Here is a 22,681-nt window from a genome sequence, read left to right as displayed (position 1 = left end):
GGGTATCCGCGCTGGACCACACCTGCATCGATGCCTTTAGCATGGTAGCTAGGGCAATTGGCTGATTGCGGCAGCCCTGTCGATAGCCGATTATGCGGCGTGATTCATACGGCATACCTGCCGAACGATCTTTGTGCGGATGCAGGAATCCGGAAGTCCTGATCCGTTCCATCGCACCTTGATGTTCGGGCGCAAGCATCCTCCTGTCACGCCCCAGAAAGGATTGAGAATGAAAAAGGCCCTCTATGCCGCTCTCCTGTTCCTGGCCTCATCCAGCGCGAGCGCAGCACCGGTCAGGTGGGAACTCGTGGATTTCCAGTTCAGTGACGCGGCTACCGCCTACGGGTCGTTCACATACGACAGCGACACGGAAACCTTTCACGACATCGACATCCGTACGACCGATGGCCCGACACAGGCAGGGCGTCACTATGTGTCCACTGCAGGCACCTGGGGCATGCATGCGCCCCAGGGAACCTTGGCTTTCAGCGACAGCACCGGGCCGGATTTCACGGACGCAGGCTGGTTCCGAATGGATATCTACGTTCACTTCAACGCGTCCCCAGGGACCATCGCCACACAGTGGTTTCCAGCCAGCGCCGAGAGCTTCTGCATGAACGAGTCATGCTGGACAGCAGCGAGTGAAGACATTGCTCCGGGCAAATCCCGCAGGCTGACGGCGGGCTACCTGATCGCGGCAGCGCCGGTTCCGGAGCCCGCGCCATTCGTACTCGGAACTGCGGGCCTGTTGGTCATCGCCGCGCGTCTCGCTTCACGCCAGCGCCGGATCTAGCCCCAATCCGGCAAGTGGCCTGCCTGTTCTGGACGAAGCGGTATGCCGCTTCATCTAGAACGGAGGGTGGCCAGCGCTTCCTGGAGCAGCCGTACTCGGGTTCCCCTATTGACTGAAATGGAAGGGGACAGACGGCACTTCGTATGGCTCTACGCAATTTGTAGATATGGGGACGGACCACGCTTTCGTTCCGCGAGATGCGCGTTCCAGGCGTCTCAATCTCTTGTTGCCCCGTGTTTCCCTTCTCGCCCTGAATCCTGGCCGCGCTCACGCGCTCATGCGCGGCCGCTTTCCGGTGATCGAAGCGGCGGCTAGCCTGCTATCAGTCACCCTCTCACAAACCGAACCGGAGTGATGGCGGCCCTGGAACGGCACCGTGTCAGGCGCGTCCTACCCGACGTCTGCGCACCGCCCGTCGCGGCTACACTGGCGCGCATCGACACCCCGAAAGACTGAACACATGAAGTCACTGATCGTCCTGTTTGCGCTCACGTCGTCCCTCGTCGGCTGCGCGGTCTACACGCCGTCGGGTGCCGTCATCGTCGATCCGGGTCGCAGCGGCTCGGGCGGCGGCTTCTGTCCGCCGGGTCAGGCGAAGAAGGGCAACTGCTGACCCGTCGTACCGGCTGCGGCGCGCTCATCGGTGTCGCGGCGGTCCGTCCGTCAGCGCCTCGTGTCCGTTCCGGTCAGTCCGATTTCCAGCAGTGAGGAGGAAATTTGCGATGTGGAGTCTGTTCGTCCGCTTCGTGATGGCCTGCGCCCTGCTCCCGGCCAGCGTCTGGGCTGCGGACACCATCGAATCCATTCCGGTGCGTTTCGCGAAGGGTGCTTCGTCGGCCACGCTGACCGGAACGCTCAAGGGTGACCGCATCGTCGACTACCGCCTGCGGGCCCGCGCCGGACGGACGCTGAGCGTCAGGCTCGAGACCGGCCACACGGCGAACTACTTCAATGTGCTGCCACCCGGTTCGCGCGACGAGGCGATCTTCATCGGCTCCACCCAGGGCACGGAATGGACCGGGCAGCTGGCGTCCGATGGCGAGTACACGGTGCGGGTCTATCTGATGCGCAGTGCCGCGCGCCGCAACGAGACGGCGCGCTACGCGCTGACCGTCAGCATCACCGGCAGCGGACAGAGCGCACCCTCGCTGGGCCGTGCGCCGGCGAGCGATGCCCGGGTCGCCGGCACGCCCTACCATGCCACCGGTCAGGTCCCCTGTTCGATGGGTGCGGCGCCCGCTGCGTCCGCCCGGTGCGACTTCGGCGTGATCCGCGGCGCGCCCGGCAACGCCGAAGTGCACGTGACACCGCCCGGCGGCTTCCGGCGCGTGCTCCGCTTCGTCGGTGGCACGGTGAGCGCCGACGGCGATGCCCCCCGCGTGCAGACCGGCAGGGAGGGCGATGCATGGCTGATCGACGTGAATGACTACGAGCACTACCGGATCCCGGACGCGGTGATCAGCGGCGGCTGAGGCGCGACGTGATGCTTTCCCATGTCATGGTCGGCACGTCCGACTTCGAGCGCGCGATGATCTTCCACCGACCGGTCACCGATGCGCTGCGCCAGGGCAGCCGCGGCGACGTCCCGCCTGGCCTGCGCCCGGAGAAACCCGCTCACCACGACGGCGCGCCTTTCCGTAACCGCGATGGCATCACGTTCCGTATCGTCAGCCATCAGCCCGGGTAAGTCGGGCTCGATGCACCCACCCTCCTCGCGAGACCGGCGGGCGCTCGCGGTCGTCGCCACCTTCGAGGCCCTGAAGGGCGTACTGGCGCTGATCGGCGCGTCGGGCCTGCTGCTGTGGGTCCACGCGAGCCTGCACGACGCCGCCCTCCGTCTTCTGGCGCATCTGCACCTGAATCCGGCCTCCACCTATCCGCACATCTTCGTCGACGCGGCCACCCATCTCGACAACACGAACCTCACGCTGCTTGCGGTCGGTGCGGCGGGCTATGCCGCCCTGCGCTTCGCTGAGGCCTGGGGTCTCTATCGCCACGCGGCGTGGGCCGAAGTGCTGGCCGCCGTCAGCGGGGCGATCTACGTACCGTTCGAGATCGTCGGCCTGTGGCACGGCGTGAATGTGCTCGGTGTCGGCGCGCTGGCGCTCAACCTTGTGGTCGTGGCGATCATGGTGGCGGCGCTGTTGCGCCGCCGGCGTCACGCGGCTGAGAATGCCGGCTGAACCCGATCCGTCTCCGGAGCCCCGCATGCCCCACCTCCTCCACATCGAATCCTCCCCCCGCAAACAGCGCTCGGCCTCCATTGAGGTCGCGCGCGCCTTCATCGACGCCTGGCAGGCGGCGCACCCCGACGGCACGGTGGATGTGCTGGACGTGTGGTCCGAGGCTATGCCCGAATTCGACGGCGCGGCGCTGGATGCGAAGTACGCCGGCCTCACCGGTACGCCGCTGACCGACGAACAGGCAACGGCCTGGGCGCAGATCCGGGCGCTGGCGGCGCGCTTCCAGAAGGCGGACCGGCTGGTCATCAGCGCACCGATGTGGAACTACTCCATTCCGTACAAGCTGAAGCACCTGATCGACGTGGTGTCGCAGAAAGACCTGCTGTTCACCTTCGACGAACGCGGCCAGCTCGGTACGCTCGGCCACTGCAAGGCGATGCTGGTGCTGGCGCGCGGCGTGGAGGTGGGTGATGCGCCGGATGCGTTGAAGTCGTCGGAGTGGGATCTGCAGCGCCAGTATCTCGACCTGTGGCTGCGCATGGTCGGCATCACCGAGGTCGGCCACATCGTCGTGCAGAAGACGCTGTACGGCCCGGAGGTCGACGCCGGTTCGCGCGCCGAGGCAGCAGCACGGGCCCGGGCGATGGCGGCGACCTTCTAGCCACGGCTGCGATCCCCCGGCGGAGCGCGCGATGACCACGGCCACCCCGCATGTCCGCACGACCGGCACCGGTCCGGCGGTGATCTGCCTGCATGCGAACGCGAGCACGTCGTCGCAGTGGCGCGACCTGGGCGACGCGCTGTCCGCCCGTCACCGGGTGCTCGCGCCGGACCTGTATGGCGCCGGCCGCAGTCCGGACTGGCCTTCGGACAGCCGGATCGCGCTGCGCGACGAAGTCGATTTCCTCGCGCCGGTGTTCGATCAGGCGGGCGAATCCTTCGTGCTGGTCGGCCACTCCTACGGCGCCGCGGTGGCGCTGATCGCCGCCCTGACCTGGCCGGAGCGCGTGCGCGCGCTGGCGATCTACGAGCCCACACTGTTCGCGGTGGTCGACGCGCAGCAACCGCAGCCGAACGGCACCGAGGGCATACACGCTGCAGTAGCGGCATCGGTGGCTGCGCTGGAAGCCGGCGACCTGCACGAGGCGGCCCGCCATTTTATCGACTACTGGATGGGCGACGGCAGCCTTGCGGCGATGCCCGAGCAGCGCCAACAGCCGGTCGCGGAATCGATGCGCAATGTGCGGCGCTGGGCGCACGCGCTGACCACCGAGCCGACGCCGCTTGATGCGTTCGCCGCGCTGGATATGCCCGTGCTCTACATGCTCGGCGCGTCGTCGCCCGAGTCGGTGCACGCGGTGGCACGAGCGCTGATCCCGCGGCTGCCGAAGGTGAAGGTGGTCGAATTCGCCGGGCTGGGGCACATGGCGCCGGTGACGCATCCGGACATCGTCAATAAGGAAATCGTGCGCTTCGTTGCGGCGATGGCGCCCTGATAGTTGAGGCCGGCGCGGTTTCTCTGCCGGGTCGCGGTCAGAAGACCGCTCCTACAAGAACCCGCCGACGAGTGATCGAGCGCGACCGAAAGCGCCAACACGCACGTGCAGCCGATGGCGACGTTGGTCGCGTGTCGCAACTCGCACCCCAGTTCAGGCTCTGCCGCCGCCCGCGCCGACGATCAGATTGAACACCTCGCGCGCCAGCAGCAGTTCCACCGGCGTGCCGCCGCGCAGCGCGCTGATCGGCCGGAACACGCCGCCGTGCGGTTCGAGTGCGGCCTTGGGCGCCTCGAAGGTGGTGAAGCGCAGCAGATGCACCCTGACCGGGCCGTCTGCAGTCGACACCCAGTGATTGAAATCGCCGGCCCGCACCACTTCGGCCGGGTTCAGGCCCAGCCGTGCGATGGCCGCTGCTTTCACTGCCTCGCCGTCGTCCGCCGCGTCGGCGGCGGGCGCGGACATCATTTCGGCCGACGGCGGAAGCGGTGCCGGCAGCAGCAGCGTATCGTTCCATTTCGCGAACACGAGCGCGGTGCTGTAGCTGTCGAAATGCACCAGCATCACCCGATTGGCGACCAGTACGTCGTCCTGTGACTCCACGGTTCGCTCCCTTGCGGCAGCCACCGTCGGCTGATCCGGCGCGAGGTCTGCTCACCGGTCCGACGGCAACTGCATGGCTTCCTATCGATGGCCGCACGCCTGCGCATGCAGCGTTCATGCGCCGCCTGCGGAACAATCGCTGCACCACACGGCACTCGCTGGGGAGTATGCCCTCGCGGCGAAGCAGTGCAGCGCCGTCGGCACTCATCCGATCAACCCTGCCCGGCGAAGGAGGATGCATGCTGAAGCGCCCGCCCAACCCGATGCCCGATTTCGTCCGCGCAGCGCTCGATGCGCGCGGACTGTGGGCCGCCTACAGGGCGCGACCGCCCTACCAGCAGAACGACTATCTCGGCTGGATCGCCCGCGCCCGGCTCGACGCGACGAAGCGCAAGCGCCTGGCACAGATGCTGGACGAGCTGGAAGGCGACACGCTGTACATGAATATGGCGTGGGCACCGCGCACAACGAAGCCCTGACCATCCGGAGATGAAGGACCGAGAGGCCGGCCTGTCGATTCGCGCGCGCCTGCTTCGTCGACCCTGCAATGCGGCGGATGCCCCGCCGCCCAATCGAGGAGAAGCACATGCCCCAGCACATCTACGTCAATCTGCCGGTCAAGGATCTCGAACGCTCGAAGGCTTTCTTCGCCGCGCTCGGCTTCAACTTCAATCCGCAGTTCTCGGACGACAAGGCCGCCTGCATGGTGGTGTCGGACACCATCTACGTCATGCTGCTGACCGAGCCCTTCTTCGCCGGCTTCACCGACAAGCCGATCGCCGACGCACACAGGAGCACCGAGGTACTGGTCTGCCTGTCGCGCGATAGCCGGGCGGCGGTCGATGAACTGGTGGCAAAGGCGAAAGCCGCGGGCGGCGCGGTGCGACGTGCGCCGCAGGATCTCGGCTTCATGTACGGCCACGGCTTCGAAGACCCGGACGGCCACATCTGGGAACTGTCGTACATGGACATGAGCGCGATGCCCAGCGACTGAAGGCAGGCCTGCACGACGGGCCGCGCTGCAGGGTGACGGTCGACGCGCAAGGCTGTTAGCATGAACCCGCCTGACCCGGCCTCACGCCGGATGCATCGCCCGCCCCCACGCCCGACACCGGGCGCTCCGCCCGGCTTCACGCGCACCTCCGGGGGCTTCACTCACCTGCATAGAGAGGAATCCGTCATGGGCCTGTTCAACACCATTCTGGAAAAGCTCGGTTTCGGCAAGAAGGAGGCAGCACCCGCTGCCGCCGCGCCCTCTGCGCCCGCACCGGCGCCGACACCTGCCAGCGCACCCGCCGCACCGGTCACCCCTGCACCGGTCGCCATTTCGGCGGTCGATGTGGTGTCCAAGCTCGAAGGACTGGCTGCGGCCAACTCGCAGAAACTGAACTGGAAGGTGTCCATCGTCGATCTGATGAAGCTGCTCGACCTGGACAGCAGCCTGGCCGCACGCAAGACGCTGGCGACCGAACTGGGCTGCCCGCAGGACAAGATGGGCGACTCGGCGCAGATGAATATGTGGCTGCACAAGACCGTGCTGCAGAAGCTCGCCGAGAACGGCGGCAACATCCCGAAGGAATTGCTCTAGGGTCTGCTGACATTGAAGCTCATCGGCCCGACGCTTCGATCGCGAACACCGGGCCGCACTGCAAGGAGTCCTGCATGAACTACACCGGAAGCTGCCACTGCGGGCGGATCGCCTTCGAGATCGATCGCGAGCTCGGCGGTGAACTGACGGGCGTCGTCGCCTGCAACTGTTCGATCTGCCGGCGCAAGGGCGCGCTGATGTGGTTCGTGCCACGCGCGGCGCTGAAACTGAAGACGTCCGAATCCGACATGGCGAGCTACTCGTTCAACAAGCACGTGATCAAGCACCGCTTCTGTCCGCACTGCGGCATCCACCCATTCGGCGAGGGTACGCGGCCGGACGGCGTGCAGAGCGCGGCGATCAATGTGCGCTGTCTCGACGACGTCGACATCGAATCGCTGCCGGTGAAGCACTACGACGGGCGCGCACTTTGAAGCCGCGCATCACGCTGATCACGCTGGGCACCGACGACCTGGTGCGCGCCGTCGCCTTTTACCGCGACGGCCTGGGCTGGTCGACCGAGGGCATCGTCGGCGCCGAGCACGAACACGGCGCGGTGGCCTTCTTCGATCTGCAGCCCGGGCTGAAGCTCGCGCTGTGGCCGCGCACCAGCCTCGCCCACGACGCCGGGATCACCGCCGGCGCGGCCGACCCGGCCGGCTTCTCACTGGCGCACAACGTCGCGTCGAAAGCCGAGGTCGATGCGCTGATGGCGGAAGCAAAGGCCGCCGGTGGCCGCATCGTCAAGCCCGCCCGCGACACCTTCTGGGGTGGCTACGCCGGCTACTTCGCCGATCCCGACGGCCATCTGTGGGAGGTGGCCTGGAATCCGCACTGGGAACTGCCGGAATGACCGCCCCGCTGACCGCGCAGCTGACCACACTCCCCGCCGACCTGCCGGTGCCAACCGACGACGGCGCTGCCACCCACCTCGAAGGCCTGCGCCTGCCGGCGCTCGCGCTGCCGGCGACCGACGGCCGCACGGTGCAGCTGTCGACGCTGCCCGGCCTGCAGGTAATCTACATCTACCCGATGACCGGCCGCCCCGGCGTTCCGCTGCCCGAGGGCTGGGACGCGATACCCGGCGCGCGCGGCTGCACGCCGCAGTCCTGCGCCTTCCGTGATCACCACACCGAACTGGCGGCGCTCGGCGCCGGCGTGTTCGGCCTGAGCACGCAGGACAGCGACTATCAGCGCGAGGCGGCCACGCGTCTGCATCTGCCCTTCCCGCTGCTCAGCGACAGCGACCTCGCGCTGCGCGACGCACTGTCACTGCCGGTGTTCGAGGTCGACGGTCGCCTGCTGTACCGCCGGCTCACGCTGATCGCCGACGCGGCGCGCATCGTCAAGGTGTTCTACCCGGTGTTCCCGCCAGACCGCAATGCGGCCGACGTCGTCGACTGGCTGCGCGCACGAGGACAGCCATGAAGGTCACGCCCGCCCTGGTGTTCGCAATGCTTTCGGCCGCGGCGCTCGCCGCGCCGCCCGCGCTGACCCCCTGCCCCGACAAGCCGAACTGCGTGTCGACCGAGGCCTCCGGCAAGGCGCAGATGGCACCGATACCGTTCGCAGGCACGGTGGCCGAGGCACAGGACGCACTGCGCCGAGCGATCGCCGCACAAGCGCGCAGCACGATCACGCGCGAAGAGCCGGGCTTCATCGCCGCGGAGTTCCGCTCGCGCGTGTTCGGCTTCGTGGACGCCGCGGAATTCGTCATCGATGCCGATGCGCGCGTCATCCGCTTCCGCAGCGGCGCGCGCAGCGGTCATTACGACTTCGGCGTGAACCGGGAACGCATTGACGCGCTGCACGCCGCACTCAGCCCGGCGCACTGAGCGGACGCGGCGCCGGCTCAAGCGCGAAGCGCACGCAGCCCTCGTGGTTGTGGTCCAGCCGCAGCGCGAAGCCGGCCGCCTGCGCCTGCTTGGCCGCCTGGTAGAGCCCGACGCCCAGGCCGGCGGCCGAGCTCACCGGCTCGCGCAGCAGCGAATCGGCGAGCGCCGGCGCAATCACGCTGCCGCTGTCCTCGACCGACAGGCGCTCGCCACCCAGCCGCATCACGATGGCGATGCCCGGCTCGGTCTGCCGCTTGTGCAGCGCGTTGGCGATCAGGTTTTCAGCGACCGTCGTATACAGCGCGCCGGGCAGCCACAGGTCGGGTTCGGTGGCGCCCTCGACCGTCACGCCGTGACCGGCGAAACGGGCGGACATCGACTGCAGCCACTCCGGCGCCGGCATCCATTCGCCGTCGGCCGGCTGCGGCCGACGCAGTTTGTCGAGCGTCGCTTCGAGCCGCGCGGTGATCACCGGCAACTGGCGCGCCAGCAGCGCGTTGGCGCGCTCCGCCGCGTCCGGGCCGTCGGCTTCGCGCGCGGCGTAGCACAGCGTGTTCAGCGACTGCAGCAGGTTCTTCACGTCGTGCGTGAGGCGCGCACCGGTGTCATGGATGGCCGACAGGTAGCTCAGGCGGCGCAGTTCCTCGGCGCGCAGGCGGGCCTGATAGAACTGGCCGAGCAGTTGCACCAGCAGATTGAAATGCCACACCAGCCCACCGGACAGCGGCCGCTGCGTGAAGATGGCCAGTTCGAGCAGCGGGTGCTCGAAGTCGTAGCGCTGGGCACCGCGTCGACCGAACTGACCTTCATGCGCACGGCCGCCGCCGCGCGTGCGCCACTCGCCGCCGGCAACCAGCGGCAGTGCCGACAGGCGATTGGCGGCACGGGCGACGAAATCCTCCGGTCGGCCGTCCTCCTCCGCCAGCGCGGCCAGGCTCTCCAGCCATCGTTCATAGGGCAGCGCCAGCGACAGCACGTAGCGGGTGAAGGCCACGCCCAGGCCGCCGAAACCGCCGCGCGGATTCCACGCCCAGCTGAGCAGCATCAGCATCGCGGCCAGTACGGTCAGCGTGCCGAGCAAGGCGCGCAGATAGTCGACGCCAGCGATCAGCATGGCGGCCAGCGTGCCCAGCGCCAGTACCGCCAACAGCAGCAGCACGAACAGGCCGGACACGAAATCCAGCACTTCGCGGTCGCGGTCGGCGCGTTCGTGGCCGGGCACGGCGAGCATGACGGTCAGCGCCAGCGGCGACAGCCACAGGCCCAGGGTGTCGATGCCGGCGGGCAGTGACAGCCCGGGCGGCAGCGCGCGCGGCAGGGCGACGGTAAACAGCGCGGTGATCAGATAGGCGAGCGCACCGAGGTAATAGATGCGCGGCCCGCGCGAGGTCGAAAAGAACACCTTGCCGCCGACCAGGCCGGCCAGCAGCAGCATCCACAGGCTGAGCACCGCCGGCCCATAGAACACGACCATCGCAAGCACCGCGACGGCGAGCAGGATCAGGGCGCGGGCGTTCAGCCTGCTCTGCGCGCCGACCAGAGGCTGCCATATCAGCAGCAGGCCGATGTGCGACAGCAGTGCAACCCGCGCCACCGTCAAGTCATCGCCGATCCACAGCAGGCCGTGCAGACTGGCCAGCACGCACAGCAGCAGCCAGGGCCGTACGCGCGTCAGCCAGTCGGGCAGGCGTGGCGTCTGCGGCGCCGCGTCGCGCGGGCTCACCGCTGCGCCCTGCCCGCGCGTCGACGCTCGACCGGGCCGCCATGCAAGTGACCGGAACATGACGGACCTGTCGAGATACGGTCAGTTCGCGGCGACCGCGCGGCGCGGGCTGACGCATCTGCGCAGCCCGATCGCCCCGACAAGGAAAAAAACTGTATCGGATTCAGCATGATGCACACCGCCGCTGCAGGAAGGCGGCAATGGGCACGGATCGTGCAGTGGTGTGGCTATCAAGGAGAACTTTCATGAGATCCACGCAAAACGGTTTCACACTGGTCGAAATTGCCATCGTTCTGGTCATTATCGGTCTGCTGCTCGGCGGCGTGCTGAAGGGTCAGGAACTGATCAACAGCGCCAAGGCGAAAAGTCTGGTCAATGATTTCCGCACGATATCGACCGCCGTGTATGCCTACCAGGACCGCTTCCGCTTCATGCCGGGCGACGATCCGGCCGCCACCCAGCACGTTGCCGGCGCGAACGCCAGCAGCCCGTCCGGCGAAGCCCGCGGCAACGGCCGCATCGGCGGCAACTGGAACTCGACCACTGCGACCGACGAATCCTTCCTCGTCTGGCAGCACCTGCGCAGGGCCAATCTGCTGACCGGCACCAGCGACACCAGCGATACCAGTGCCACCAGCAATTACTACCCGAGAAACGCCGACAACGGCCGCATCGGCATCACCGGCGCCGTGCCGATCAGCGTCGGTACCACCTCGGCGACCTCCTCCAGTTCCGCCTCGGTAGTAATGACCGGCGCCTTCTTCATCTGCTCGGACGGCATTTCCGCCCGACTTGCCCGCCAGGTCGACTCGACCATGGACGACGGCGCCACCAACACCGGCAATGTGCGCGCGATGGCCCAGGTCAGTGGCGCTGGGGCGGCCACCGGTACCGCGATCGAAATCACGCCGGACCTCGAACGTAACAGCAGCGATCTGTATACGGTCTGCGTCGCCTATTGACCGTCCCGCCGGGCGGCATCCGCCGCCCGTTTCCTGCCTCGACTAACCCTTCAGTAGCTTCGATTCCGCCCGCGCCAGTTCGGCCGGCTCACCGAGCAGCACCACCACGTCGCCATTCTCGAAGGCCAGGTCGGAACTGGGTTCGAGCGCCCGGATGCCGCGCCGGCGTATCGCGCTGACCTCGACCCGCACGTCCTCGAAATGGAATTCGTCGATGCGGTGGCCGATGGCCCAGGCGCCGGGCGCCAGCGCCACCGAGTGCAGCCGCTTGTGCTGCGCCTCGCTGACCGCCTCCTCAGCCAGATGCTCGGCACCGCGATACAGGCCGCGCAGCAGGTGGTAGCGGTCGCCGCGCAACTGGCGGATGCGCTTGAGCACCCGCGCCAGCGGAACGCCCAGCAGCACCAGCGCGTGCGTCGCCAGCATCAGCGACGATTCCAGCGATTCCGGCACCACTTCGGTCGCGCCGGCGGCCGACAGCTTGTCGTAGTCGCGCTCGTCAAAGGTGCGCACGACCACCGGTATGTCGGCGCGCAGCTCGTTAGCCAGGCGGATCACCCGCATCGCCGCGTCAGTGTCGACAAAGGTGACGACGACGATGGATGCCCGAGCGATGCCGGCGGCAATCAGCGTTTCGCGCCGGCCGGCGTCGCCGAACACCACCGTTTCGCCCGCCGCCGCCGCCTCGCGCACGCGCTCGGGGTCGAGGTCGAGCGCGATGAACGAAATACCCTCGTTTTCGAGGAAGCGGCCGAGGTACTGGCCGTTGCGGCCGTAACCGCAGACGATGGCGTGACCATCGGTCGCCAGCGACTGGGCGGCGATGGAGGTCAGCTGCATCGAGCGCAGCAGCCACTCGGACGGCACCAGCCGCAGCACGATGCGGTCGGCGTAATGAGCCAGTATCGGCGCGACGAGCAGGGTGAGCAGCAGCGAGGCGAGCACGATCTGCAGGATGCGGTCGGGAATCAGGTGAGCCGCGTCGGCCAGCGCCATCAGCACGAAGCCGAATTCGCCGCCGGCGCACAGCCACAGGCCGACGCGCAGCGCATTGCCGGGCGACGAACCGAAGAAACGCGAGGCGGCGGCGGCCACCGCGAACTTGCCGATCAGGATGAACAGCACCGTCACCAGAACGAAGAACAGCTCGGAAAACACCAGCGCGAGGTTGAGCTTCATGCCGATGGTGACGAAGAACAGCCCGAGCAGCACGTCGCGGAAGGGCTTGATGTCCTCTTCCACCTGGTAGCGATACTGCGTCTCCGAAATCAGCATGCCGGCCAGGAAGGCGCCCAGCGCCAGCGACAGGCCGGCCACCTCGGTGGCGAAGGCCATGCCCAGCGTCACCAGCAGCACGTTCAACATGAACAGTTCGGGCGACTTGCGCCTGGCCACGATGTGGAACCAGCGCTGCATCAGCCGCGGGCCGAGATAGAGGATGAGGGTCAGCGCCACCGCCGCCTTCACCGCGGCCAGCCCCAGCGCCTCGACGCTTTCCTCGGCGCCCAGCGCCAGCACCGGGATCACCACCAGGAAGGGCACGACCGCCAGATCCTGGAACAGCAGCACGCCCACCACCTGCCGGCCGTGCGCCGAATCGAGCTCCAGCCGCTCGACCAGCAGCTTGATCAGCACTGCCGTCGACGACATCGCGATGGCGCCGCCGACCGCGATCGCGCCCTTGAATCCGAGACCGAACAGCCAGGCGAAGCTGACCACGCCGAGCACGCTGAACGCGACCTGGGCGGCGCCCAGGCCGAACACCAGCCGCTTCATCGAGAACAGCTTGGGCAGCGAGAATTCAAGCCCGATGGAGAACATCAGGAAAACGATGCCGTATTCGGCAAAGTGGCGCGCTTCGTCGGTATCGGGAATGAAGGCCAGTGCGTGCGGGCCGGCCAGCGCCCCCACCAGCAGATAGCCCAGTATCGGCGGCAGGCCGATACTGCGGAAGAGGCCGACCACCAGCACCGAAGCGGTGAGCAGCAGTAGAACCAGCTCGAGGGCAGACATGGTGACGATGTGTTCGGCCGTCAGCGCTTTCCGGGAGCGGCCGCCTGTCGGAGCAGGTTGTTATAATCCGCGCCGATCATAACCGATCGTTCCTGCGCCCGTAGTACGGGCGATTACACGCCTCCGCACACCCCGCCCCGCGCATGACACAGCCTGCCCCACCGAAGAACGAAGACATCCTGGCCTGCGCCCGCCGCGTGCTCGCCATCGAAGGCAGCGCGCTCGAAGCGCTGTCGGCGCGCCTCGGCGACGAATTCGCAGCGGCGGTGCGGCTGATTCTCGACAGCCCGGGGCGCGTCATCGTCAGCGGGCTGGGCAAGTCTGGCCACATCGCGCGCAAGATCGCCGCCACCATGGCCAGCACCGGCACGCCGGCCTATTTCGTCCATGCGGCGGAAGCGCTGCACGGCGACCTCGGCATGATCCACCGCGACGACGTGCTGATCGCGCTGTCCAATTCCGGCGAAACCGCCGAACTGCTGGCCATCGTGCCGCTGGTGCGCCGCCAGGGTGGCCGCACCATCGCGATGACCGGCAAGCCCGCATCGACGCTGGCCACGCTGGCCGACGTGCATCTGGACGCTGGCGTGGCGATCGAAGCCTGTCCGCTCAACCTCGCCCCGACCGCCAGCACCACCTGCGCGCTGGCGCTGGGTGACGCGCTGGCCGTTGCACTGCTGGAGGCACGCGGCTTCCGCGAGGACGACTTCGCGCGCAGCCACCCGGGTGGTGCACTCGGCCGCCGCCTGCTCACCCACGTGCGCGACGTGATGCGCGCCCGCGACGCGGTGCCCAGTGTCGGCGTCGCCGCCACCGTCACCGAAGCGCTGCTGCAGGTGACCCGCGGCGGCATGGGCATGACCGTGGTGCTCGACGACGCTGGCGCTGTCGCCGGCGTGTTTACCGACGGCGACCTGCGCCGCGCCATCGACCGCCTGGGCGACGTGCGCACCGTGCCGGTGGCCGACGTGATGAGCCGCCACCCGCGCACCATTCCGGCCGGCCGGCTGGCGGCCGAAGCGGCCGACCTGATGGAGACGCAGCGCGTGAACCAGCTGCTGGTGCTCGACGAACACGGCGCGCTGGCCGGCGCGCTGACCATGCACGACCTGATGCAGGCCAAGGTGATATGAGCGAAACCTCCGTACTCGATGCCGCCCGCAACGTTCGCCTGATGGGCTTCGACGTCGACGGCGTGATGACCGACGGCACCATCTGGTTCGGCCCGGACGGCGATTCGCTGAAGGGCTTCAACACGCTGGATGGCCACGGTCTGAAGATGCTGGCCAGCGCCGGCGTCGAGGTGGTCATCATTTCCGGGCGTTCTTCGCCCGCGGTACGTCACCGCGCCGCCAACCTCGGCATCACCACCGCGCTGCTCGGCGTCGAGAACAAGCGTGAGGCGATGCGCGAACTGGCGGCCGAACGCGGTATCGCGATGGAGCACTGCGGCTACATGGGCGACGACATCGTCGACCTGCCGGTGCTGCGCGCCTGCGGCTTCTCGGCCGCGCCGGCCAACGCCCACTTCTTCGTACGCCAGCACGTCTCTTGGGTGGCCGAAGCCGACGGCGGCCGCGGCGCCGTGCGCGAAGTCTGCGAATACCTGCTCGACGCCCGCGGCGCGCTCGACGCGCTGCTGCAGGACTGCCTGCGTTGAACCTTCAGCGCAACGTCCAGCAGGCACTGCCGCTGCTGATCCTGATCCTGCTGGTCGGCCTGACCATGTGGCTGGATCGCGCCACGCGCGTCGACGACCGCCCGTCCTCCGGCAAGCTCAGACACGACCCGGACGTGATCGTCGACAACTTCACCGTGCGCCGCTTCGACCCCACCGGCCAGGTGCAGCACACGCTGACCGCGCAGCAGCTGCGTCACTACCCGGACGACGACACCACCGAACTGGACCAGCCCTTGCTGCTCTACCGCGGCAAGCAGTCGCCGACCCGCATCAGCGCCGACCGTGCCCAGCTGATGAAGGATGGCAAGGAAGCCATCCTGCGCGACAATGTGCGCGTGCTGCGCGAGGCCAGTCCCGGCAATCCCGAGATGACGCTGGAAACCAGCGTGCTGAACGTGTACCCGGACGACGAGATCGCCCGCACCGACAAGCCGGTGAAGCTGACGCAGGGCAAATCGGTCGCCCACGGCGTCGGCATGGTCGCCGACCGCGTCAAACAGACCTACATACTCGAATCGCGCGTCAAAGCCACCCTCGAAAGAACCCGCCGCCCATGACTCTGCGCCCTGCCCTCACCGGCCTGATCCTGCTCAACCTCGTGCTGGCCGCCGGCCTGAGCACGCCCGCCCGCGCCGAGCGCGCCGACCGCGAAAAGCCGGTCAATCTGGAAGCGGACAAGGTGACGGTCGATGACCGCACCCGCACGCACACCTTCGAAGGCAACGTGGTGTTCACCCAGGGCACGCTCACCATCAAGGCCAACCGCGTCGTGGTGACCCAGGACGCCACCGGCTACCAGAAGGGTGTGGCCACCGGCGGCGAAGGCGGCCTCGCCCGCTTCCGCCAGAAGCGCGAGGGCCAGGACCTGTGGATGGAGGGCGAGGCGGAGCGCATCGAGCACGACGCCAAGACCGAAATCACCCGCTTCTTCGTGCGCGCCCACGTAAAGAGCGGCGGCGACGAAGTGCGCGGCCAGTACATCGAGTACAACTCGATCAGCGAGAACTACACGGTCACCAATTCGGGCGACGCCAAGTCGGTGCCGTCGGCTGGAGACCAGTCCAAGCGCGTGCGCGCCATCATCCAGCCGAAGTCGGCGCCGAAGGAGTGAGGCGTCACCGGGTCATGAAAATCATGACCCGGTTTTCAGCGGCGGCTGGAGGTCGCACCTTCGCTCCCTGTCCATACTCTGATCCAGACACGGCAACCGCTGTGTTTTTCAAGAAGTACAACATGACGGAGAGAGATATGAACTGGGAAACCCCGAAGGCCACCGACCTGCGTTTCGGCTTCGAGATCACGATGTACGTTGCCAACCGCTGATACGCGGCTGCAACAGGAAAAACGGCGGTGTCCCCGCCGTTTTTTTTCGTCCGTACATCCCGCACAGGGCGGGAACTGCATCGACCGCAGGTGTTCCGATATCAGCGAACCGTGATTAACATGCCGAAGGCTTAGGGCCTGATCACAGGAGACGATGGTGACGGACGCAGATCAGAGCGCGGGGCGGACGACCAGACAGACCATACTGGTTGCCGACGACACGCCGGAAAACATCGACCTGCTGAGCGCCCTGCTGCGCCAGGACTACCGGGTCAAGGTGGCCACCAGCGGCGAGAAGGCGCTGGCCATCGTCAATTCGACCGAGCCGCCCGACCTCATCCTGCTCGACATCATGATGCCCGGCATGAACGGTTACGACGTCTGCCGTCGCATCAAGGCCAACCCGGACCGGCGCGGCATTCCCATCATCTTCGTCACCGCGATGACCTCGATCGAGGACGAACGCCTCGGGCTGGAGGTGGGCGCCGTCGACTACATCACCAAGCCGATCAGCCCGCCCATCGTCAGTGCGCGCGTGCGCACCCATCTGGCGCTGTACGACCAGACGCGGGCGCTGGAAGACCGCGTACGCGAGCGCACCGCCGAACTGTTCGCGTCACGCCAGCAGATCATCCGCCGGCTCGGCCGCGCCGCCGAATTTCGCGACAACGAGACCGGCAATCACGTCATCCGCATGAGCTATTACGCGCGGCTGATCGCGCAGGCGATCGGCCTCGGACCGGAGGCGACCGAACTGCTGTTCAACACGGCGTCGATGCACGACATCGGCAAGATCGGCATTCCCGACGCCGTGCTGCTGAAACCGGGCCCGCTGAACAAGGCCGAATGGGCGGTGATGCGTCAGCACCCGGAGATCGGCGCCGAAATCATCGGCGAGCACGACGACGAACTGCTGCAGACCGCGCGCACCATCGCCCTCACCCACCACGAGCGCTTCGACGGCAGCGGTTATCCGCGCGGCCTGATCGGTGAGGACATTCCGCTGTTCGGCCGCATCGTCGCGATTGCCGACGTGTTCGACGCACTGATGACCGCGCGCCCCTACAAACCGGCGTTGCCCATCGACGAAACGCTGCAGGTGATGGGTCGCAACACCGGCCTGCACTTCGACCCGGCACTGATGGCGGTGCTGCCGTCGGTGCTGCCGGACATGCTGCGCATCAACGCCACCTACGCCGACACGCACGGCCCGATGACCGACGTCGACGTGCCGGTGGCCGAACCGGGCGACAGCGGCGAAGGCGCCGCCCAACCGGCCTGAGACCTCAGGACTGGACGCCGGAGCGCTCGTACAGCGCGGTCAGCCAGGCGTTCGCCTGGTCGAAGTCGTAGCGCTTCAGCGCGTCGCCGAGCGAGGCGGCCAGCGACTCCAGCGATGATCCAGCCAGCAGGCGCTGCAGCTCGAGCGCGCGTGCCACCGCTTCGGCGTCGCTGTCGGCGATCAGTTGCGCCAGTGCGCGCAAGGGCTCCACCAGCTGGCGGGGGTCGGGCGGTGCACCGTCGGCGACGGCCTCGTCGGCCACCCACGGATGTGGCAGCAGTGAGCCGATCAGCGCATCGAGCTCGCGGGTGAGTGCCGTCGCCGCGGCGTCGATGTCGGCGTCGGCCGATTCGCGCGCCAGCAGCCCTTCCAGTTCCGATGCCAGCCCGTGCAGCGTGTGCGCGCCCACGGTGCCGGCCAGGCCGCGCAGCGTGTGCGCCAGCCGCGCCGCCGCCTGCGTGTCCGGTCCACGGCGCGCCTCGTCGAACTGCGCGGCGAAATCGCGCTGTCCGCGCAGGAAGGCGCGCAGCACGCGCCGGTACAGCTGCGGCTTGCCCATGCAGTGCGCCAGCCCGGCCGCGGTGTCGATGCCGGGCAGCGCGGGCACCGCGTCGTCGGGCGCCGCCGGCGCCGCCGCGCCGGACTGCCTGTCGGCACCGGGCTGCGGATGGACCCAGCGCGCCAGCGTGGCGAACATCTGCGGCACGTCGAGCGGCTTGGGAATGCAGTCGTTCATGCCGCAGTCGTACATGCGCGCGCGGTCCGCCTCCAGCACGCTGGCCGTCATCGCGATCACCGGCAGATTCTGCAGACCGGGCAGGCCGCGCAGCGTGCGGGTGGCGGTATAGCCGTCCATCACCGGCATCTGGCAGTCCATCAGCACCGCATCGAAGCGGCTGCCGCCAGCCAGCAGGTCGACCGCCTGCTGACCGTCGCCGGCGATCACCACCTCGACGCCGGCGCGCTCGAGCAGGTCGTGCGCCAGTTCCTGGTTCAGTTCGTTGTCCTCGACCAGCAGCACGCGGGCACCGGCTACCGCCGCCATGCTGGCTTCCAGCCGTTCGTCGCCGGGCGTCGGGGCGTGTGCGTCGGCACGCCGGCCGTAGGCCTGCGACACCGCGTCGAGCAGCGCCGACGGGGTGACCGGCTTGTGCAGCACCGCCTCGAAATGGCGGCCGGCCGACTGTGTAGCGACGTCGTCGCGGCCCAGCGCAGTGACCAGAATGAGCCGCATGCTGCGCTGCGGCCAGCGTCGCCGCAATTCCTCGGCGAGGCGTACGCCGTCCATGCCCGGCATCTTCCAGTCGATCAGCATGAGACCGTGCCGACCTTCGTCGGCGGCCAGCATGTTCAGCGCCTCGTCGCCACCGCTGGCGACGTCGACTTCGAGGCCGATGCCGCGACAGAGTGCCGCCAGTACATCGCGCGCGCCCGGGTGGTCATCGACCACCAGCACGTGCGAGCCGGGCATGGTGTCGGGCAGGCGCTCGGGTACGGCGTCGGCGCTGGCCTGCAGGCCGAAGCGGGCGGTGAAGTGAAAGGTCGAGCCGCGGCCGGGTTCGCTGTCCACCCAGATGCGGCCGCCCATCAGTTCGACCAGCTGGCGCGAAATGGTGAGCCCGAGGCCGGTGCCGCCGTAACGGCGGGTGATCGAGCTGTCGGCCTGGGTGAAGGGCTGGAACAGGCGCGCGATCTGCGCCTCGTCCATGCCGATGCCGGAATCCCGCACCGTGAAGTGCAGTTCGACCGCACGCTCGTCGCGCGCCTTCAGTTCGACGCCGATGATCACGTCGCCGTGCTCGGTGAACTTGATCGCGTTGCTGCCGAGATTGATCAGCACCTGACCGAGTCGCACCGGGTCGCCGATCAGCGCCGTGGGCAGCCCGGGTTCGGCGCTGAACAGCAGTTCCAGCCCCTTCTCCTCCGCCCTGACGCCGATCACGTCCACCATGTGGTTGATCACCGTGTCGAGCCGGAAGTCGATGTGCTCGATGTCGAGGCGGCCGGACTCGATCTTCGACAGATCGAGGATGTCGTTCAGGATGGCCAGCAGGCCGTGCGCCGAGCGGTGTGCCTTCTCGATGTAATTGCGCTGGCGCGGCGACATCTCGTCGCGCAGCGCCAGATGTGTCATGCCGAGGATGGCATTCATCGGCGTGCGGATTTCGTGCGACATGTTGGCGAGGAAGCTGGACTTCAGCTGCGCCGCCGCCTCGGCGGCATCGCGCGCGCGCAGCATCGCGGCCTCGGCTTCCTTCTTCAGCGTCACGTCGTGCGCGATCAGGCAGTACAGCCGGCGCGCGCCCTGCTGGATGGGGATGACCGCCAGTTCGACCGTGAAGACGCGATCGCCGGCGCCGGCAAACTGCCATTCGCGCATCTGCGGTCGCCCCGCCTCGCTGGCGTCCGACAGCAGACGGCGCGCGGCGACGGCGCTCGATTCGCCGTCGGGCTGGCGCTCCGGCGACAGTGGCGTGTTCCACGGCACGCGGCCACGCAGCGCCTCTTCCGACGGCAGGCCGAACAGCGCAAGCGTGGCCGGGTTGCAGCTGATGACGCCATCGTCCTCGTCGTAGAAAAAATAGCTGTCGAAGGAGTGCTCGAACAGCGCGCGGAACTTGGCTTCGCCGAGCTTGCGTTCGGTGATGTCGAGCCAGTAGCCGTTGTAGATCGTACCGCCGCGGCCGTCGGGCATCGGCGTGCTGTCCACGCGCAGCCAGCGCGGACCGGACGGCGTACGCACCTGCAGTTCACGCGAGCGCACCGGCGGGCTGTCGTCGTCGATGCCGCAGGCGCGCCACAGCGCGCCCGGGTCCTCCGCGACTTTCTCCGCCGTCCGCCCGAACAGTGCCTCGACGCCATGACCGAGGAAGGCGAAGCGTCCGCCGCGGCCGAGCGGGCGGTGATAGCGGAACACGGTGAGCGGCAGCGCATTGGCCAGTTCGAGCAGTTCGCGGCGCGTGCGCTGGGTGTCGATATTCTGCCGTTCGCGCCGGAACCACAGCGCGATCAGCGCCAGTCCGAGCAGGCCGACCACGAGGCCGCCGGCGATGTGACGCCGCCACAGGGCCGCCTCCTCGCGCAGCGGGAGCAGCACCCAGACGGTGTAGGGCGAGTCGTCCATCGCGCGTCCGAGCACCAGATGGCGCAGGCCGTCCACCACCTGCAGATGCACCGTCGTCTCGTCGTCCAGCCGGGTTTCGTCGCCCTGCCACGGCAGCACCGGCGGTACCACGCCATAGCGCGCCTTCAGCGTGGCGTCGTCGATCGGATCGTCGATCGCTGGCGCGAAGCGCTTGAGCACCAGCTCGGGCGGCGACCCCAGCACGATCACGCCGTTGTTGTCGGCCATCAGTGCCAGCTGGTCGTAGCCGCCGAACAGATGGCGCATCGTCTCGGCGTCCTGCTTCAGCACGAGTACGCCGGGCGGGCGCCCGACCACGTCCACGCGCGCCGAGAAGTAGAAGCCGGGCACATTCGTCGTGCGCCCCATCAGGTACTGCAGGCCGATCCCGCCGTCGACCGCCTGACGGAAGTACTCGCGATCGGCGTAATTGAGCCCGAGCACCGCGTACGGCAGGTGGAAACCGCTGTCGGCGATGGCATTGCCGTCGGCGTCCAGCAGATAGACCAGCCCGAGATTGAAATCCTGCGCGACGGCGTTGAGCAGGCTGCTCACGCCGAGCGCGTCGCGCCGTTCCATCAGATGCTGCCGGAGCGCCGGACCGGGCGGCAGCGCGCGGATCGCCTGTTCGCCCGCCTGCGCCGCCAGATACTTCTGCAGCGCATCCTGCCGCGCCAGGGTCACCGGCAATGCGGCCAGCTGACGGAAGGTGGAGGACAGCGATTCGTTCAGGCTGTCCAGGCGCAGCGCGCTGCGCGCCTGCGCGTCGAGCAGGTATTCGTGGCTGGCGCTGCGCGCCGCGAACAGCGTAACCAGCGCACAAAGGACGACCCAGATCGCGACCAGCGCGACGAAGCGACGCTGGAAGGCAACGGTGTCCTGTTCGAACGGTGGTTCTTGCATCGGCTGTATTCTCTTTGGCGCGGGGCATCCGGCATCGGATCCGTCGACAGGACGGGGCCGCCGCGTGCGCACCGGTGACCCCTTGTTATCGGCCGGCGGCCGCACATCTTGACCAAGCTGGAGCCTACCCCTTCGGGGCCGTTACCGGGGCACGATGACCCCCGTGGCACGGCGCAGGGTGACCTAGGTTACGGATCAGGAGACGGCAGAGAGGCTATACATCGTCGCGTACCGCAGCGCCGGACGGCATTCCGGCCGCACACGAGGAAGAACCGACCCATGACCCGAGACAGCCTGCAGATCGAGAGCTTCTTCGACGAAGCAACCAACACGGTGAGCTACATCGTGTTCGACCGCGCCACCCTGGCCTGCGCCGTGGTCGACAGCGTGCTCGACTACGACCCCAAGTCCGGGCGCACCTCGACCGCGTCGGCCGACCGCATCGTCGCCCGCGTACGCGAACTGGGCGCGCGGCTGGAATGGATACTGGAAACCCACGTCCATGCCGACCACCTGTCGGCCGCACCGTGGATCAAGCAGCAACTGGGCGGCCGGCTGGGCATCGGCGAACACATCGTCACCGTGCAGCGGGTGTTCGGCAAGCTGTTCAATGCCGGCACCGAATTCGAACGCGACGGCAGCCAGTTCGACCATCTGTTCCGCGATGGCGAAACCTTCAAGATAGGCAGCCTGCAGGCGCGCGCACTGCATACGCCGGGGCACACGCCGGCCTGCATGTCCTACCTGATCGAGGACGCCGCCTTCGTCGGCGACACGCTGTTCATGCCGGACTATGGCACCGCACGCTGCGACTTCCCGGGCGGGGATGCGCGCACGCTGTATCGCTCCATCCGCACGCTGCTGGCGCTGCCGCCGGAAACCCGGCTGTTCATGTGTCACGACTACATGCCGGACGGCCGCGCGCCGCGCTGGGAAACGACGGTGGCCGACGAACGCGCGCACAACATCCACGTGCATGACGGCATATCGGAGGACGACTTCGTCGCCATGCGCACCGCGCGCGACGCGACGCTGGACATGCCGGTGCTCATCCTGCCGTCGGTGCAGGTGAACATGCGCGCCGGCCATCTGCCGCCGCCCGAGGACAATGGCACGCGTTATCTGAAGATTCCGCTCGATGCGCTCTGACGCGAAGGCCAGCGGGCGCGGCA

General features: G+C 67.9%; 26 protein-coding genes. 22 read left to right on the top strand and 4 right to left on the bottom strand.

Translation table 11 applies throughout. The features are described 5' to 3' along the window. The first annotated feature begins 229 nt into the window (after window positions 1–229). The 7 genes from IV112_RS06460 to IV112_RS06430 all read left to right on the top strand — a co-directional run bounded on the left by IV112_RS06460 (window position 230) and on the right by IV112_RS06430 (window position 4,472). Window positions 230–793: a hypothetical protein gene (locus IV112_RS06460; protein ID WP_304002008.1), complete on the top strand. Its 564-nt coding sequence runs from the start codon at window positions 230–232 to the stop codon at window positions 791–793. A gap of 460 nt (window positions 794–1,253) precedes the next feature. Continuing rightward, window positions 1,254–1,406 carry a hypothetical protein gene (locus tag IV112_RS06455; RefSeq protein WP_304002005.1) on the top strand — a complete coding sequence of 51 codons (153 nt, stop codon included), beginning with the start codon at window positions 1,254–1,256 and terminating at the stop codon, window positions 1,404–1,406. 109 nt (window positions 1,407–1,515) lie between these two features. Further along, window positions 1,516–2,265, top strand: a complete 750-nt coding sequence (locus IV112_RS06450; RefSeq protein ID WP_304002001.1) for a hypothetical protein — start codon at window positions 1,516–1,518, stop codon at window positions 2,263–2,265. An 8-nt stretch (window positions 2,266–2,273) separates the two neighbouring features. Continuing rightward, window positions 2,274–2,480 carry a hypothetical protein gene (locus IV112_RS06445; protein WP_304001999.1) on the top strand — a complete coding sequence of 69 codons (207 nt, stop codon included), beginning with the start codon at window positions 2,274–2,276 and terminating at the stop codon, window positions 2,478–2,480. A 10-nt stretch (window positions 2,481–2,490) separates the two neighbouring features. Then, on the top strand, window positions 2,491–2,976 hold the full coding sequence (locus IV112_RS06440; protein ID WP_304001997.1) for a DUF2127 domain-containing protein: 486 nt from the start codon (window positions 2,491–2,493) through the stop codon (window positions 2,974–2,976). A 25-nt stretch (window positions 2,977–3,001) separates the two neighbouring features. After that, window positions 3,002–3,637 carry an FMN-dependent NADH-azoreductase gene (locus IV112_RS06435; RefSeq protein WP_304001995.1) on the top strand — a complete coding sequence of 212 codons (636 nt, stop codon included), beginning with the start codon at window positions 3,002–3,004 and terminating at the stop codon, window positions 3,635–3,637. A 31-nt stretch (window positions 3,638–3,668) separates the two neighbouring features. Next, window positions 3,669–4,472 carry an alpha/beta fold hydrolase gene (locus IV112_RS06430; protein ID WP_304001992.1) on the top strand — a complete coding sequence of 268 codons (804 nt, stop codon included), beginning with the start codon at window positions 3,669–3,671 and terminating at the stop codon, window positions 4,470–4,472. Window positions 4,473–4,625: 153 nt separating this feature from the next. On the opposite strand, the gene IV112_RS06425 is transcribed toward IV112_RS06430, so the two are convergent. Next, the gene (locus tag IV112_RS06425) at window positions 4,626–5,075 is read right to left on the bottom strand and encodes a hypothetical protein (RefSeq protein WP_304001990.1); all 450 of its coding nucleotides are present in this window, start codon (window positions 5,073–5,075) and stop codon (window positions 4,626–4,628) included. Between the two features lie 239 nt (window positions 5,076–5,314). On the opposite strand from IV112_RS06425, the gene IV112_RS06420 reads away from it, so the two are divergent. From IV112_RS06420 to IV112_RS06390, 7 genes are all read left to right on the top strand, one after another. Continuing rightward, on the top strand, window positions 5,315–5,554 hold the full coding sequence (locus tag IV112_RS06420; protein ID WP_304001988.1) for a YdeI/OmpD-associated family protein: 240 nt from the start codon (window positions 5,315–5,317) through the stop codon (window positions 5,552–5,554). Between the two features lie 107 nt (window positions 5,555–5,661). Further along, on the top strand, window positions 5,662–6,069 hold the full coding sequence (locus IV112_RS06415) for a VOC family protein (RefSeq protein WP_304001986.1): 408 nt from the start codon (window positions 5,662–5,664) through the stop codon (window positions 6,067–6,069). A 186-nt stretch (window positions 6,070–6,255) separates the two neighbouring features. Continuing rightward, window positions 6,256–6,663: a DUF3597 domain-containing protein gene (locus IV112_RS06410; RefSeq protein ID WP_304001983.1), complete on the top strand. Its 408-nt coding sequence runs from the start codon at window positions 6,256–6,258 to the stop codon at window positions 6,661–6,663. A gap of 74 nt (window positions 6,664–6,737) precedes the next feature. Continuing rightward, a complete protein-coding gene (locus IV112_RS06405; protein ID WP_304001980.1) occupies window positions 6,738–7,097 on the top strand; it encodes a GFA family protein in 360 nt (119 codons plus the stop codon). After that, window positions 7,094–7,516 carry a VOC family protein gene (locus IV112_RS06400; protein WP_304001976.1) on the top strand — a complete coding sequence of 141 codons (423 nt, stop codon included), beginning with the start codon at window positions 7,094–7,096 and terminating at the stop codon, window positions 7,514–7,516. Before IV112_RS06405 ends, IV112_RS06400 begins: the two co-directional genes overlap by 4 nt. Continuing rightward, window positions 7,513–8,091, top strand: a complete 579-nt coding sequence (locus IV112_RS06395) for a peroxiredoxin (protein ID WP_304001973.1) — start codon at window positions 7,513–7,515, stop codon at window positions 8,089–8,091. The genes IV112_RS06400 and IV112_RS06395 overlap by 4 nt, the downstream gene beginning before the upstream one ends. After that, window positions 8,088–8,498, top strand: coding sequence for a DUF1499 domain-containing protein (locus IV112_RS06390; protein ID WP_304001970.1), 411 nt, complete (start codon window positions 8,088–8,090; stop codon window positions 8,496–8,498). Before IV112_RS06395 ends, IV112_RS06390 begins: the two co-directional genes overlap by 4 nt. Here IV112_RS06390 and IV112_RS06385 read toward each other — a convergent pair. Further along, window positions 8,482–10,221, bottom strand: a complete 1,740-nt coding sequence (locus IV112_RS06385) for a sensor histidine kinase (RefSeq protein WP_304001967.1) — start codon at window positions 10,219–10,221, stop codon at window positions 8,482–8,484. The genes IV112_RS06390 and IV112_RS06385 overlap by 17 nt on opposite strands. Window positions 10,222–10,466: 245 nt before the next feature. Between IV112_RS06385 and IV112_RS06380 the strand changes: the two genes are divergently transcribed. After that, window positions 10,467–11,183, top strand: a complete 717-nt coding sequence (locus IV112_RS06380; protein WP_304001963.1) for a prepilin-type N-terminal cleavage/methylation domain-containing protein — start codon at window positions 10,467–10,469, stop codon at window positions 11,181–11,183. A gap of 42 nt (window positions 11,184–11,225) precedes the next feature. Here the strand turns inward: IV112_RS06380 and IV112_RS06375 are convergent, their stop codons facing one another. Beyond that, window positions 11,226–13,196: a monovalent cation:proton antiporter family protein gene (locus IV112_RS06375; protein WP_304001960.1), complete on the bottom strand. Its 1,971-nt coding sequence runs from the start codon at window positions 13,194–13,196 to the stop codon at window positions 11,226–11,228. A 143-nt stretch (window positions 13,197–13,339) separates the two neighbouring features. Here IV112_RS06375 and IV112_RS06370 point away from each other — a divergent pair, with 143 nt between their 5' ends. The 6 genes from IV112_RS06370 to IV112_RS06345 all read left to right on the top strand — a co-directional run bounded on the left by IV112_RS06370 (window position 13,340) and on the right by IV112_RS06345 (window position 17,482). Beyond that, window positions 13,340–14,329: a KpsF/GutQ family sugar-phosphate isomerase gene (locus tag IV112_RS06370; RefSeq protein ID WP_304001957.1), complete on the top strand. Its 990-nt coding sequence runs from the start codon at window positions 13,340–13,342 to the stop codon at window positions 14,327–14,329. Continuing rightward, window positions 14,326–14,856: a KdsC family phosphatase gene (locus IV112_RS06365; protein ID WP_304001954.1), complete on the top strand. Its 531-nt coding sequence runs from the start codon at window positions 14,326–14,328 to the stop codon at window positions 14,854–14,856. Before IV112_RS06370 ends, IV112_RS06365 begins: the two co-directional genes overlap by 4 nt. Further along, complete coding sequence (gene lptC, locus IV112_RS06360; protein WP_304001952.1) at window positions 14,853–15,434, top strand: LPS export ABC transporter periplasmic protein LptC; 582 nt, start codon at window positions 14,853–14,855, stop codon at window positions 15,432–15,434. The genes IV112_RS06365 and lptC overlap by 4 nt, the downstream gene beginning before the upstream one ends. Beyond that, on the top strand, window positions 15,431–15,988 hold the full coding sequence (gene lptA, locus IV112_RS06355) for a lipopolysaccharide transport periplasmic protein LptA (protein WP_304001949.1): 558 nt from the start codon (window positions 15,431–15,433) through the stop codon (window positions 15,986–15,988). Before lptC ends, lptA begins: the two co-directional genes overlap by 4 nt. 137 nt (window positions 15,989–16,125) lie before the next feature. Further along, window positions 16,126–16,200 (top strand): pyrroloquinoline quinone precursor peptide PqqA, encoded by a 75-nt coding sequence (gene pqqA / locus IV112_RS06350; protein ID WP_008060153.1) that lies wholly within the window; start codon window positions 16,126–16,128, stop codon window positions 16,198–16,200. Between the two features lie 154 nt (window positions 16,201–16,354). After that, the gene (locus IV112_RS06345) at window positions 16,355–17,482 is read left to right on the top strand and encodes an HD domain-containing phosphohydrolase (RefSeq protein ID WP_304001946.1); all 1,128 of its coding nucleotides are present in this window, start codon (window positions 16,355–16,357) and stop codon (window positions 17,480–17,482) included. 4 nt (window positions 17,483–17,486) lie between these two features. Here IV112_RS06345 and IV112_RS06340 read toward each other — a convergent pair whose 3' ends face one another. Beyond that, complete coding sequence (locus IV112_RS06340) at window positions 17,487–21,509, bottom strand: response regulator (RefSeq protein WP_304001943.1); 4,023 nt, start codon at window positions 21,507–21,509, stop codon at window positions 17,487–17,489. 279 nt (window positions 21,510–21,788) lie between these two features. Here IV112_RS06340 and IV112_RS06335 point away from each other — a divergent pair, with 279 nt between their 5' ends. After that, on the top strand, window positions 21,789–22,658 hold the full coding sequence (locus IV112_RS06335; protein WP_304001940.1) for an MBL fold metallo-hydrolase: 870 nt from the start codon (window positions 21,789–21,791) through the stop codon (window positions 22,656–22,658). Window positions 22,659–22,681: the final 23 nt, after the last annotated feature.

It is taken from the genome of Methyloversatilis discipulorum, assembly GCF_018780585.1.
Classification (GTDB): domain Bacteria; phylum Pseudomonadota; class Gammaproteobacteria; order Burkholderiales; family Rhodocyclaceae; genus Methyloversatilis; species Methyloversatilis discipulorum_B.
This window is presented reverse-complemented; position numbering and strand designations above follow the sequence as displayed.

Excerpts from the sequence above, each read along its gene's own strand:
- IV112_RS06460 (WP_304002008.1), top strand. The coding sequence starts at position 230 with ATGAAAAAGGCCCTCTATGCCGCTCTCCTGTTCCTGGCCTCATCCAGC.
- IV112_RS06455 (WP_304002005.1), top strand. The coding sequence starts at position 1,254 with ATGAAGTCACTGATCGTCCTGTTTGCGCTCACGTCGTCCCTCGTCGGC.
- IV112_RS06450 (WP_304002001.1), top strand. The coding sequence starts at position 1,516 with ATGTGGAGTCTGTTCGTCCGCTTCGTGATGGCCTGCGCCCTGCTCCCG.
- IV112_RS06440 (WP_304001997.1), top strand. The coding sequence starts at position 2,491 with ATGCACCCACCCTCCTCGCGAGACCGGCGGGCGCTCGCGGTCGTCGCC.
- IV112_RS06435 (WP_304001995.1), top strand. The coding sequence starts at position 3,002 with ATGCCCCACCTCCTCCACATCGAATCCTCCCCCCGCAAACAGCGCTCG.
- IV112_RS06430 (WP_304001992.1), top strand. The coding sequence starts at position 3,669 with ATGACCACGGCCACCCCGCATGTCCGCACGACCGGCACCGGTCCGGCG.
- IV112_RS06420 (WP_304001988.1), top strand. The coding sequence starts at position 5,315 with ATGCTGAAGCGCCCGCCCAACCCGATGCCCGATTTCGTCCGCGCAGCG.
- IV112_RS06415 (WP_304001986.1), top strand. The coding sequence starts at position 5,662 with ATGCCCCAGCACATCTACGTCAATCTGCCGGTCAAGGATCTCGAACGC.
- IV112_RS06410 (WP_304001983.1), top strand. The coding sequence starts at position 6,256 with ATGGGCCTGTTCAACACCATTCTGGAAAAGCTCGGTTTCGGCAAGAAG.
- IV112_RS06405 (WP_304001980.1), top strand. The coding sequence starts at position 6,738 with ATGAACTACACCGGAAGCTGCCACTGCGGGCGGATCGCCTTCGAGATC.
- IV112_RS06395 (WP_304001973.1), top strand. The coding sequence starts at position 7,513 with ATGACCGCCCCGCTGACCGCGCAGCTGACCACACTCCCCGCCGACCTG.
- IV112_RS06390 (WP_304001970.1), top strand. The coding sequence starts at position 8,088 with ATGAAGGTCACGCCCGCCCTGGTGTTCGCAATGCTTTCGGCCGCGGCG.
- IV112_RS06380 (WP_304001963.1), top strand. The coding sequence starts at position 10,467 with ATGAGATCCACGCAAAACGGTTTCACACTGGTCGAAATTGCCATCGTT.
- IV112_RS06375 (WP_304001960.1), bottom strand. The coding sequence starts at position 13,196 with ATGTCTGCCCTCGAGCTGGTTCTACTGCTGCTCACCGCTTCGGTGCTG.
- IV112_RS06370 (WP_304001957.1), top strand. The coding sequence starts at position 13,340 with ATGACACAGCCTGCCCCACCGAAGAACGAAGACATCCTGGCCTGCGCC.
- IV112_RS06365 (WP_304001954.1), top strand. The coding sequence starts at position 14,326 with ATGAGCGAAACCTCCGTACTCGATGCCGCCCGCAACGTTCGCCTGATG.
- lptA (WP_304001949.1), top strand. The coding sequence starts at position 15,431 with ATGACTCTGCGCCCTGCCCTCACCGGCCTGATCCTGCTCAACCTCGTG.
- IV112_RS06345 (WP_304001946.1), top strand. The coding sequence starts at position 16,355 with ATGGTGACGGACGCAGATCAGAGCGCGGGGCGGACGACCAGACAGACC.
- IV112_RS06340 (WP_304001943.1), bottom strand. The coding sequence starts at position 21,509 with ATGCAAGAACCACCGTTCGAACAGGACACCGTTGCCTTCCAGCGTCGC.
- IV112_RS06335 (WP_304001940.1), top strand. The coding sequence starts at position 21,789 with ATGACCCGAGACAGCCTGCAGATCGAGAGCTTCTTCGACGAAGCAACC.